12 protein-coding genes and 1 pseudogene are annotated in these 11,768 nt (G+C 59.9%); 6 read left to right on the top strand and 7 right to left on the bottom strand.

What is annotated here, in order from left to right:
• Positions 1-24: 24 nt before the first annotated feature.
• Positions 25-801: an IclR family transcriptional regulator gene (locus tag ACA056_RS25035; protein WP_497268520.1), complete on the bottom strand. Its 777-nt coding sequence runs from the start codon at positions 799-801 to the stop codon at positions 25-27.
• Positions 802-953: 152 nt separating this feature from the next.
• On the opposite strand from ACA056_RS25035, the pseudogene ACA056_RS25040 reads away from it, so the two are divergent.
• The 3 genes and pseudogenes from ACA056_RS25040 to ACA056_RS25050 all read left to right on the top strand — a co-directional run.
• Positions 954-1,097, top strand: a pseudogene (locus ACA056_RS25040) (aldo/keto reductase); the annotation flags it as partial.
• 215 nt (positions 1,098-1,312) lie between these two features.
• The gene (ypfJ, locus tag ACA056_RS25045; RefSeq protein ID WP_497268522.1) at positions 1,313-2,206 is read left to right on the top strand and encodes a KPN_02809 family neutral zinc metallopeptidase; all 894 of its coding nucleotides are present in this window, start codon (positions 1,313-1,315) and stop codon (positions 2,204-2,206) included.
• Positions 2,207-3,166: an alpha/beta fold hydrolase gene (locus tag ACA056_RS25050; protein ID WP_497268524.1), complete on the top strand. Its 960-nt coding sequence runs from the start codon at positions 2,207-2,209 to the stop codon at positions 3,164-3,166.
• A gap of 111 nt (positions 3,167-3,277) precedes the next feature.
• Here ACA056_RS25050 and ACA056_RS25055 read toward each other — a convergent pair whose 3' ends face one another.
• The 3 genes from ACA056_RS25055 to ACA056_RS25065 form a co-directional block, all read right to left on the bottom strand.
• Positions 3,278-3,871, bottom strand: a complete 594-nt coding sequence (locus ACA056_RS25055) for an HAD family hydrolase (RefSeq protein WP_033054223.1) — start codon at positions 3,869-3,871, stop codon at positions 3,278-3,280.
• A complete protein-coding gene (gene tesB, locus ACA056_RS25060) occupies positions 3,868-4,737 on the bottom strand; it encodes an acyl-CoA thioesterase II (protein WP_008149206.1) in 870 nt (289 codons plus the stop codon). Before tesB ends, ACA056_RS25055 begins: the two co-directional genes overlap by 4 nt.
• A gap of 103 nt (positions 4,738-4,840) precedes the next feature.
• Positions 4,841-5,410, bottom strand: a complete 570-nt coding sequence (locus tag ACA056_RS25065) for a GNAT family N-acetyltransferase (protein ID WP_497268527.1) — start codon at positions 5,408-5,410, stop codon at positions 4,841-4,843.
• A gap of 86 nt (positions 5,411-5,496) precedes the next feature.
• On the opposite strand from ACA056_RS25065, the gene ACA056_RS25070 reads away from it, so the two are divergent.
• Together ACA056_RS25070 and ACA056_RS25075 are read left to right on the top strand one after the other, a co-directional pair.
• Positions 5,497-6,417, top strand: a complete 921-nt coding sequence (locus ACA056_RS25070) for a histone deacetylase family protein (protein WP_033054220.1) — start codon at positions 5,497-5,499, stop codon at positions 6,415-6,417.
• Positions 6,418-6,714: 297 nt separating this feature from the next.
• A complete protein-coding gene (locus ACA056_RS25075; protein WP_497268529.1) occupies positions 6,715-7,956 on the top strand; it encodes a TIGR03862 family flavoprotein in 1,242 nt (413 codons plus the stop codon).
• A gap of 113 nt (positions 7,957-8,069) precedes the next feature.
• Here the strand turns inward: ACA056_RS25075 and rhlE1 are convergent, their stop codons facing one another.
• The gene (gene rhlE1 / locus ACA056_RS25080; protein WP_497268531.1) at positions 8,070-9,404 is read right to left on the bottom strand and encodes an RNA helicase RhlE1; all 1,335 of its coding nucleotides are present in this window, start codon (positions 9,402-9,404) and stop codon (positions 8,070-8,072) included.
• A gap of 65 nt (positions 9,405-9,469) precedes the next feature.
• Positions 9,470-10,396 (bottom strand): drug/metabolite exporter YedA, encoded by a 927-nt coding sequence (gene yedA, locus ACA056_RS25085; RefSeq protein ID WP_497268533.1) that lies wholly within the window; start codon positions 10,394-10,396, stop codon positions 9,470-9,472.
• A gap of 163 nt (positions 10,397-10,559) precedes the next feature.
• Between yedA and ACA056_RS25090 the strand changes: the two genes are divergently transcribed.
• Positions 10,560-11,012 carry an Lrp/AsnC family transcriptional regulator gene (locus tag ACA056_RS25090; RefSeq protein WP_046048737.1) on the top strand — a complete coding sequence of 151 codons (453 nt, stop codon included), beginning with the start codon at positions 10,560-10,562 and terminating at the stop codon, positions 11,010-11,012.
• Between the two features lie 125 nt (positions 11,013-11,137).
• On the opposite strand, the gene ACA056_RS25095 is transcribed toward ACA056_RS25090, so the two are convergent.
• Positions 11,138-11,686, bottom strand: a complete 549-nt coding sequence (locus ACA056_RS25095; RefSeq protein ID WP_497268535.1) for a BRO-N domain-containing protein — start codon at positions 11,684-11,686, stop codon at positions 11,138-11,140.
• Positions 11,687-11,768 lie beyond the last annotated feature (82 nt).

Consider the following 11,768-nt stretch of genomic DNA (forward strand, 5'->3'; position numbering starts at 1 on the left):
GGAGCTCTGCTCCTAGGGAAGCGATCAGCTGAACAGCTCCGAAGCCAGGCTCGCAGCGGACAGCTCCTCGGTAAATCTCAACAACAGCGGCGCCAACTCATGCAGGCGCGCCCCCGGCATCCGCGCGCTGGGCCCGGCGATGCTCAGCACACCGATGACTCGACCATCACTCGGATGTCGCACCACCGCAGCAATCGCCGAGGTGCCCACCGCCGAACTTTCCTCGACCCAGGCATACCCCTGCTCTTGCGCCATACGCAGGCGCTCCAGCAATTCGATGTTGGAACGCGGTGCATTCGGACCAAGGTCCTTCGGCCGCTCGCCACCCTGCCGTTCCACCAGGGACAGCGCCTCGGCATCGCTCATACACGCCAGCCACGCATGCCCCGACGCGGTGTAAAACAAAGGCGCATCGCGGCCCATGTCCGGGTCATAGCGCAGGCCGGAGCGGGCGCCCTGGGATTTGGCGATCCAGATCTGCCGCTCACCTTCAATCACCCCAAGCCGTACCAGCTCGCCGGTTTCCTGGGCGAGGCGATCAAGCACCGGCTGAACAATATCGGCGCCGCTGCCCGAGAGGTAACGGAAACCCATGGCCACCAGTTTCGTCGACAGGTGATACCGCAGGTTCTCCGGATTCTGTCGCACGTAACCCAGCCGAATCAGCTCGGCGAGCAACCGGTGAGTCGCGCTTTTTGGAATATCCAGTTGCTCCGCCAGCGTCTGCATCGGCAGGCCTCGAGGGTCACTGGTGAGACTTTCAAGCACGCTGAAAACACGTTCGATCTGACTGCCGGCCATGGGAGGTTCCACACAAGATTTGTCCGATTCTAGAAGACAACCGACCGAATGAGAAATCTGGAACCCTCTGTCCGATAACCGCCCGCTTTACCCATTGAACGGTTGCCGAGCTCGATTACGCCCCTATGTTTTCCGGAATCAAATTCTAAAAATCCTGGGTCAATCAACTGGCCAACCTGGCGGCGCTCCACGTGAATCTGGATGACGAAGACCGTGCGTTGATCGTCGGCTTGTCCAAACGCGAACGCCAGGTCAATCCAGACTTTGCTCCGGTGTGGGATGCGTTCGACCGGTAACTCCCTCGAAGCAGGCGGTCGCCTGCTCGATAAAAACTCGTCGCCTGAAGGAATTAGATGGGTTGTCCGTGTTCAATACGAGTCTGGAAGACTCCCGGCCACCCACCACAGGTTGCCGCGAAGGCTGCTGTGCGCAACAAAAGATGGACGACCGGACTGGCGCCGCTCCCACTCAGCAGCAACACTCATCCCACGGACAATCAGAGGGTTCCCACATGCTATGGAAAAAAGGCCGACGCAGCGACAACGTGGTCGATGCCCGTGGAGATGATGTCGGCGGTGGCGGTGGCGGGATGCGCTTTGGTGGCGGCAAGGGCCTGAGCCTGACGGCGATTATCTTGATCGTCGGGATCGGCTGGATCACCGGCCAGGACCCGCTGCAAATCCTCGGACAACTGACCGGGCAGATGAGCGAGCAATCGGCACCGGCCCCGACTCAAACCCGCAAGGCACCGCCGGCCACTGATGAAGGAGCCGAGTTCGTGCGCTCGATCCTCGGCGATACCGAAGACACCTGGGGTCAGATTTTCCAGCAGGCCGGTCGTCAATATAAGAATCCGACCCTGGTGCTGTTCAGCAACCGCGTCAACTCGGCCTGTGGCCTGGCGACATCGGCGACCGGCCCGTTCTATTGCCCGGCGGACCAGAAGGTCTACCTGGACATGAGTTTCTTCCAGGAAATGTCCCAACGCTTTTCCGCCGCTGGCGACTTCGCTCAGGCCTACGTGATCGCTCACGAAATCGGACACCATGTGCAGACCTTGCTCGGTGTTTCCGCGAAAATTCAGACCGCCCGCCAACAGGGTCGGCAGATGGAAGGCGACGGTGGTTTGCTGGTACGCCAGGAACTGCAGGCCGATTGCCTGGCCGGAGTCTGGGCCAACAATGCGCAGAAACGGCTGAACTGGCTGGAACCCGGTGACATCGAAGAAGCCTTGAACGCCGCCAATGCCATCGGAGATGACCGCTTGCAACAGCAAGGTCAGGGTCGTGTGGTGCCGGATTCGTTTACTCATGGTACGTCGGCGCAAAGGGTGCGCTGGTTCAAAACCGGATTCGCGCAAGGCCAGGTCGGCCAGTGCGATACCTTTGCAGCGAAAAACCTATAAATGAATAAGTGGCTGTTAGCTCTACTGATCACCTGCGCAAGCGCCCAGGCTGCCGAGCATGCGGTCAAGGAAGTCAGCCCCGGACGCCTGCTGCTGACTGCAGGTGAAATCGCGGTGGGTATCGGCCCGGCGCCGAAGAAAATCGAACGCGTGCTGATCATCATCCATGGTCGATTGCGCAATGCCGACACCTATCGCCAGAGCGCCGTGCGCGCGGCCGAGCAGGCCGGGCAAAGCGCGACTACCTTGGTGCTCGCCCCGCAATTTCTCAATGAAACCGACATCGCGGCCCATCCCGTGGCTGACAGCGTATTGCGCTGGCAGGGTAATGACTGGATGGCAGGCGGTTTATCCACCGCTCCGTTTTCCCTGAGCTCCTACGCGGCGCTCGACGAAATCATCGCCCGAATCGGCGATCGAAAACAGTTTCCGGACGTGAAGCAAATTGTCATCGCCGGTCACTCCGGCGGCGCTCAGGTGGTGCAGCGATACGCGTTGCTGGGCCACGATCAGCCAGCGCTCAAGGCGGCCGAAATACAGGTGCGTTACATCATTGCCAACCCGTCGTCTTATGCGTACTTCGATGAACGACGGCCAGTGGCGTTCAGCCACGCCGGTTGCCCGAATTTCAATCGATGGAAATATGGGCTAGCGGATTTACCCGCCTATGCCGAAGGGCAAACCGCCAAGCAGTTGAAGGAAAACTACGTCAAACGCGATGTCGTTTATCTACTCGGACAGCAGGACATCGACCCGAAGCATCCCGCGTTGGATAAAAGCTGTGAGGCCCAAGCTCAGGGAGCCAATCGATTGGCTCGCGGGCGCAATTATTTTGCTTCTCTGAAACGACTGCATCCTCAAGGTTTGAATCAGCAGCTAATTGAAGTGCCCGGGGTCGGGCATGACGGGGATGGGATGTTTAACTCGCCGCAGGGGCAGAAGGCGTTGTTCGGTCAGTGAGTTTTTATCGTGGCTGAGCTGACGCCATCGTCGGATCGCCGCCCGGAGCAAGCTCGCTCCCACTTATGACCGCATTCCAATGTGGGAGCGAGCCTGCTCGCGAAGGGGCCCTCAAGCCGAAAGCATTTCCCGCAACACCACGCAATCGGCGGCATGCCAATCCGTCAATTCCGGCCAGGGATTATCCGGCAGGTTCACCAACACCGTCCTCGCCCCTGCCGCCCGACCGCAATCCAGATCAAAGCGGTAATCACCGACCATTACCATCTCACTGGCCGGTACATTCCAGGCCTGGGCCAACTTCAGCAAACCACCGGGGTGCGGTTTTGGCGGCGCTTCATCACGGCCCAGCACATCTTCCACCGCGAAGCAGTCGGCCAGGCCGATCGCCTCCAGCGTGACGTGTGCCAGTTCGCGCGCATTGCGCGTGAGAATGCCCAGTCGATAACCGCGCCCGGCCAGCTCGCGCACCAGCTCTACCGCGCCCGGTGCCGCTTTCGAACCCAGCGCCAGGTCCCGTTCGTGTTCCAGCAACCACGCATGTTTGGCGGCGGCCTCATCGGCCGGCAGCGCGGCGAGGTGGGTCAGGATGTCGTCTTCGGCAGGAATCGCCAACGCCACGCGGATCGCCGCGAAGTCATGCACGGCCACCGTCAGGGTGCCGTCCATGTCGAACACCCAGTGCCGCACCTCGGCCAGGCTCATGCCCAATCCTTGCGGTGGCGAATCAGGCCTTCCTGCGTGACCGACGCCACCAGTTGCCCGGCACGATTGAACACGCTGCCACGGGAGAAACCGCGCGAGTTGCCCGCCCAAGGACTGTCCATCGCATACAGTAACCAATCATCGGCACGTAGATCCTGATGGAACCACAGCGCGTGATCGAGGCTGGCGACCTGCATGTCTTTCTGCCAGACCGACTTGCCGTGAGGTTGCATCGACGTGGTCAACAGACCGAAATCCGAGGCGTAGGCCAGCAAGTATTTATGCAGTGCCGGAGAATCGGCCAAGGCACCGTCGGCGCGAAACCAGACGTACTTGATCGGATCGGACGGCTGCGGGTTGTAGGGATCTTTCTCGGTGATCGGTCGGAACTCGATCGGTTTCGGGCACAGAAATTTTTCGCGCATGTGCTCGGGGATCAGGTGCGCGCGCTGCTGAGTGAGTTCCAGCTCCGACGGCAGGTTCTCCGGGCCGACCACAACCGGCATCTCGGCCTGATGTTGGAAGCCTTCTTCGTCGTACTGGAACGACGCACTGCAGGTGAAAATCGGGTTGCCCTTCTGGATCGCCGTCACCCGGCGCGTGCTGAAACTGCCGCCGTCGCGCACCCGGTCAACCTGATAAACCACAGGCAACGCCGAATCGCCGGGACGCAGGAAATAGCCGTGCATCGAATGCACGTGGCGCGCTTCTTCGACCGTCTGACTGGCCGCCGACAGGGACTGACCGATCACCTGACCGCCGAACAGCTGACGAAAACCCAGGTCCTGGCTGCGGCCACGGAACAGGTTTTCTTCAATCGGTTCCAGGGTCAGCAGGTCAACCAGATCATCCAACACTTGGCTCATTCAGACTCTCCTCACACAACGCATGCCGCGCAGTCTTGGCTGCGACGGTCGATTCAATTTCTGGCCAGGGCCCATGGGAGCCATTGTAAACGTCCGTGCCGGCTTATCCATGCAAGGTTTGCAGCCATTGTTCACGGGTGATGCGGTAAAGCGCATGGTGACGCAGGGGATGATCGGCCGCGAGCATCGGGTGGTCGAAATCATCGGCTGAATCATGGTGCATGCCGATTGCCTGCATGACTTTCTGCGACGGCATGTTGGTTTCGCTGGTAAAGGACACGACTTCTTTCAGCACCAACCGGTCAAACCCGCAGCGCAGAGCGGTCCACGCCGCTTCACTGGCGTAGCCAAGGCCCCAGTGCTCGCGGGCCAGGCGCCAGCCGATTTCAGTGGCAGGGGTAAAACGCGCGTCGAAGCCGACCTCTGCGAGCCCGGTAAAACCGATAAATGCCCCGGTGTCCTTGCGTTCCAACGCCCAGAGACCGAAGCCATGCTCGGCAAAATGACCACGAATCCGTCCGATCAGCGAGGCACTTTCCAGTCGACTCAAGGGCGCCGGAAAATATCGCATCACCTGTGGATCGGCGCACATCGCCGCAAACTCCGGCAAATCCTCATCGCACCACTGCCGCAACAGCAGTCGCGCGCTCTCGAGTTCCAGTATCGGTTCCATCGTGCTCCCCCGTTCCCATGCTGCAAGTCTACATCGCTGGTAGGATCCTTCACTCATTCCTACCTACCGTCCTGTATAAATCAGCCATGCCCCTGCCCCTGATCTACCACGAAGACTACAGTCCCGAGTTCCCGGCGGATCACCGCTTCCCCATGGACAAGTTTCGCCTGCTGCGCGATCACCTGGTGGACAGCGGACTGACCCGGGACGCTGACCTGCTGCGCCCCGACCTCTGCCCGCCAGAGATTCTCGCGCTCGCTCATGACCCTGCGTATATCGAACGCTACATGGGCGGCGAGTTGTCCCGCGAAGACCAGCGGCGTCTCGGCCTGCCGTGGAGCGAAGCCCTGGCCCGGCGCACGGTGCGGGCGGTTGGCGGCTCGCTGCTGGCGGCCGAGCAGGCGCTGGAACATGGTTTGGCCTGTCACTTGGCCGGCGGCACCCATCACGCGCATTACGACCATCCTGCCGGGTTCTGCATCTTCAATGACCTAGCGGTGATCAGCCATTTCCTGCTGGAAAGCGGCCGTGTGAATCGGGTGCTGATCTTCGACTGCGATGTGCATCAGGGCGACGGGACTGCACGGATCCTGCACAACACCCCGGAAGCGGTGACCGTTTCCCTGCACTGCGAAAAGAACTTTCCTGCACGCAAAGCCGAAAGTGACTGGGACATTCCACTGCCCAAGGGTATGGGCGATGCCGATTACCTGAAGGTGGTGGACGACGCGCTCAATTATTTGCTGCCGCTCTACCAACCTGACCTCGTGTTGTACGACGCCGGCGTCGATGTGCATAAAGATGACGCGCTCGGCTACCTGAAGCTGACAGACGAAGGCGTCGCCGCCAGGGATGAAAGTGTTATGCGCCATTGCCTGGGGCGGGATATCCCGGTGGTCGGGGTCATCGGTGGAGGCTACAGCAAGGACCGCAAGGCGTTGGCGCGTCGTCATGGAATCCTGCATCACAGTGCGCAACGGGTCTGGCAGTCATCAGGTTGTCATTGAGGTGTGGGTCTTTACCCACAATGCCTGTGGAACTGCCTGTGGATAACCTGAGTGAAAGCTCCTACAGACCAGACTGCGTATACCCTGCACAGCGGTGGTTATTTTTTAACCAGCCCGTCAAAACAACATAGCCCCCCCCTGTGGGAGCGAGCCTGCTCGCGATGGCGATTTATCATTCAACATCGATGGTGAATGACACTCCGCCATCGTCGGAACGCCGCCCGGAGCAAGCTCGCTCCCACAGGGATCTGTGCTGGTAGAATGCGCCGCTTATCCCGCCAAACCGCAGCGCACTCCATGACTCAGCCTTCGACCGCCCTCCCCCCTCACGTCGCCATCATCGGCGGCGGCCCCGCCGGTTTGATGGCGGCCGAAGTGCTGAGCCTGGCCGGGATCAAGGTTGATCTGTACGACGGCATGCCTTCGGTGGGGCGAAAATTCCTGCTGGCCGGCGTGGGTGGCATGAACATCACCCATTCCGAAGCCTACCCGGCGTTTCTCTCACGCTACGCCGAACGCGCGCCGCAGATTGCGCCGCTGTTGCGGTCATTTGGCGCTGATGCGCTGTGCCAATGGATTCATGACCTGGGCATCGAAACCTTCGTCGGCAGCTCCGGCCGGGTTTTTCCTACAGACATGAAAGCCGCTCCTCTATTGCGTGCATGGCTCAAACGCCTGCGAGATGCCGGCGTAGTTATCCACACCCGTCACCGCTGGCTCGGCTGGGATGACAGCGGTGGCTTGCGCATCGACAGCCCCGAAGGCGAAAAAACCGTCAAGCCTGACGCAACGTTACTGGCCCTCGGCGGCGGCAGCTGGTCGCGGCTCGGTTCGGACGGCGCCTGGATGCTGCCACTGGAACAGCACGGCGTAGGACTCGCGCCGCTGCAACCGAGTAATTGCGGCTTCGAGGTGCAGGCCTGGAGCGAGTTGATGGTCAGCAAATTCGCCGGCGCACCGCTGAAAAACATCGCCATTGGCCTCAATGACGACGTGCCGCGGCTCGGGGAATGTGTGATCACGGCGACCGGGATTGAAGGCAGTTTGATCTACGCCTTGTCGGCGCCGATCCGCGAAGCCATCAATCAGCAAGCCTCGGCAACCATTCACCTGGACCTGTTGCCGGGCAAGCCTGTGGATAAAGTGCAGGCTGCACTGAGCAAACCACGCGGTTCACGCTCCATGGCTAAACATCTGCACAGCCAGCTCGGGATCGACGGCGTGAAAGCGGCGTTGCTGCGCGAACTCACTCCGGCCGAAAGCTTCGCTGATCCGGCGCTGCTGGCCAAAACGATCAAGGCGTTGCCACTGACGTTGGTGAAAACCCGCCCACTGGACGAGGCCATCAGCAGCGCCGGTGGCGTGATGTTCGAGTCGATGGATGAACGTTTGATGCTCAAGCAACTGCCTGGCGTGTTCTGCGCGGGGGAAATGCTGGATTGGGAAGCGCCGACGGGGGGCTACCTGCTGACCGCGTGTTTCGCCAGTGGGCGCGCGGCAGGGTTGGGGATGGTGGAGTGGTTGAAACGTACAGCATGATTTGATTGCCATACGTTCTTCTACAGCCTTCAAGATCCAGCCCCTCACCCCAGCCCTCTCCCCAGTGGGGAGAGGGCTGGGGTGAGGGGCTGGATCTCAAGCCGATCACACCATCAAGGCTTCTTCTTACGCGGTCCAGTATTAAACACTGGCACTTTTCGTACAGGCTTGATCGAAGGCTCCGGCGCCGAAGCATCCCCACTCTCAACCCATTTACCCAAGTTGCGTTTACCGCCACTGGAGGTCTTCGGCTTCTTCGGTTTTTTCGGCTTCTTTACCACCTGACCGCTGGCATCGGTATCCGGTACCCGGTGCTCAGGTTCGAAGTCATGCTCCATCTGGCGAGGCAATGTCTGACGGGTCAACGTCTCGATGGCCGACAGCAGATTCACTTCATCGGCGCAGACCAGCGAAATCGCCTGCCCGGTTGCACCCGCGCGACCGGTACGACCGATCCGGTGGATGTAGTCCTCCGCCACGATCGGCAGGTCGAAGTTGACCACCAATGGCAAATCTTCGATATCCAGACCACGGGCCGCGACGTCGGTGGCCACAAGAATCTGCACTTCACTGGCCTTGAAACGGTCCAGCGCACGCTGACGGGTCGCCTGCGGTTTGTCGCCATGGATGCCGTCGGCGTTGATGCCCAGGCCCTGGAGTTTTTCCACCAGCGCATCCACGCCGTTGCGGGTCTTGGCGAACACCAGCACCTGTTTCCACTTGCCCTTGCGCATCAAGTGAACGAACAGCTCAGGCTTACGCTTCTTGTCCACCGTCACCACCCATTGCTTGACGGTGCTGGCCGCAACGTTGCGCGGGCTGACTTCGATGCTCAGTGGATCGTTGAGCATTTGTCCGGCCAGCAAGCGGATCGCGTCGGAGAAAGTCGCGGAGAACAGCAGCGTCTGACGTTGCTTCGGCAGCACGCGGTAGATATTCCCCAGTTCCTCGGAGAAACCCAGATCAAGCATGCGATCGGCTTCGTCCAGAATCAGGGTTTGCAGCTGATTGAACTTGAGGGCCTTCTGGCGATACAGGTCGAGCAAACGACCCGGCGTCGCCACCAGCACGTCAACACCCTTGCGCAGCTTCATCATTTGCGGGTTGATGCTGACGCCACCGTACACCGCGTAAGTGCTCAACGGCAGATTCTCGGCGTACTGACGCACGGCTTCGTGAACCTGTTCGGCCAATTCGCGGGTCGGCACCAGGATCAGTGCGCGCACCGAGTTAGACGCCACTTTCGGCCCTTCCATGGCCAGCAATTGCAGGAGCGGCAGCGCGAAGCCGGCGGTCTTGCCAGTCCCGGTCTGGGCGGCGGCCATCAGGTCGCGACCGGCCAGCACCGCCGGAATGGCTTGCGCCTGAACCGGCGTCGGGGTCTGGTAGCCGAGCGTCTCGAGAGAGCGCAGCAAGGGTTCGATCAGGCCAAGGGTGGCGAAAGTCATGGGATTACCGTAGGAAAATTCAGCGCGGTTGTGCAAAACGAGTGTGCAATGGCGCGCAGTTTACCCTAATTCACGCTCGACTCTGTCTGCACCACGGCAGCAGGTCTTTCCGGAGCCCGGCGCCACTGCGGCAGACCGATCAACACCACGGCGCTGATAATCACCAACATGGCCAGCGCTTCTTCGATCCCGATGGTCTCGCCGACAAACACGATCCCCAGCAACACCGCCACCGCCGGGTTGACGTAGGCATAGCTGGTGGCCGCTGCCGGCCGCACGTTTTTCAACAGATACATATAAGCGTTGAAAGCGATGATCGAACCGAAGAAGGTCAGATAGGCCAGGGCCGCCCAGCCTTCGACCGGCGGCATGGCTTCCAGATGCTCACCACTCAGCGCACTGCCGATCAGCAGCGCTACACCGCCCACCAACATTTCCACGGCACTGGCCATCGCGCCTTGGGGCAGCGGCAAGTGTTTGCTCCACACCGAACCGAATGCCCAGGACGCCGCCGCGAATATCAGCAATGCGGCGCCCAATGGGCTCGATTGCAAGTTGGAACCGAGATTGAGCATGGCAATGCCGATCAGCCCAAGCACAATCCCGGCCCATTCGAGACGGGTATTACGCGCGCCCCAGAAATATCCGCAGAGCAAGGTAAACAGCGGCACCGTCGCCACCGCCAACGCAGCCACACCCGAGGCGACGCCCATGTGTTCAGCCACGCTCACCCCGCCGTTACCGCACGCCAGCAGCAAAATCCCGATGATCCCGGCGGCTTTCCACTGCGCCCAGGTCGGTGCCGGCGCCCCACGCCAACGCAGGAACGCATACATCAACGTCCCGGCGATCACGAAGCGGATACCGGCGAGCAGCAACGGCGGCCAGTACTCCACACCGATGCGAATCACCAGGTAAGTCGAGCCCCAAATCACGTACAACGCGAAAAAGGCAGCGATCAACGGTAAGGGAAAACGACGTAAGCCAGGCATGGGGCAGCTCGTAGGCAAGACAAGTGAACAGCTATTCTAGAAAGGCCAGCGGCGTAAAATAAGTTACAAAACCTGTTTATAGCGCCGGTACACTTTTCAAAAAACGGAGATCATCGCTATAAACCGTGTTTTCGAAAGTCAGTCATTTTTCAGGAGTCCGACGATGGACAAATACGATCGCATGCTCCTCAGCGCCCTGTTGGAAAACGGTCGTGCGTCCTACGCCGACCTGGCGCGCAAAGTGAACCTGTCCGCCCCGGCCGTGGCCGAGCGCGTGGCCAAACTCGAAGCCTGCGGGGTGATCACCGGCTACCAGGCGAAAGTCGACATGGCCAAGCTTGGATTGCCGATCCAGTGCGTGATCGAACTGCGCCTGAACCAGCATGGAAATCAAAAGGCCTACGACGACCTGATCAAAATCCCACAATTGACGGAATGTCATCGGGTGACAGGTGATCCGTGCGTGATCATGCAAGCGGCGGTGGGTTCGATGCCGGAGTTGGAAGAGTTGATCAACCGGATTGCCAAGTTCGGGTTCAGCAAGACGTCGATTGTGTTGTCGAGCGCGATAGAGAAGCGCGTGCCGTTGGGGCAGTTGGAAGGAAAACCAATCTAATATCCCAGGAGATCAAAATGTGGGAGCGAGCCTGCTCGCGAAAGCGGAGTGTCAGTCGACAGCAATGTTGAATGGTAAATCGCTTTCGCGAACAGGCTCGCCCCCACAGGGGATTTACGGTGTGATCAGATTCCGCGAACACTGCTGTATCCCGCGCCCAACAAACACGGCATATCTTTCAGGCGAACCCACGGTTCCGTCCGCCAATGCAACAGGCTTAACGTTCCACCCGCCCACTCCATCAAGCGCAGACTTGGCACTTGGTTCGAAACAGCTCCAGCACCGTCCCGCAGCATCGGCACCACATGGTGGGTCAACCAACGCCGCAAATGCCGGTTCTCCGGGCAATAGTGATAGACCAGCATCGCGTACACACCGGACTCGCTCAGCATCAACGTTTCTTGGGGGGCATCGCCTCCAGACAAACACATCATTCGGCGCTGGTCCGCATCAAGCTTGAGCGCATACCGGCCGTTTATATCCACGCCCATTAACCGGCCGATACCTCGGGCGCAAAACCACGCCTCGGCATGCAGTAACAGTGCTTTTAGTTGGATGTGATGACGGATGAATGTTTGGGGTACGAAGGGAGCTTCTCTTGAAGCTGATTGCGTTATTTCGAACTGATGTGTGTCAGCACTGTTATCAGGGATATTGCGGGTAGCTTTGACCATGGGCGAATCTCCGAACCAAATATGCCTCCAACGATTCGGGCTTGCAGTCCCGGTTACTGCATTGGCAGCAACGGTCAAAAGG

Source organism: Pseudomonas sp. LBUM1666 (genome assembly GCF_059695775.1).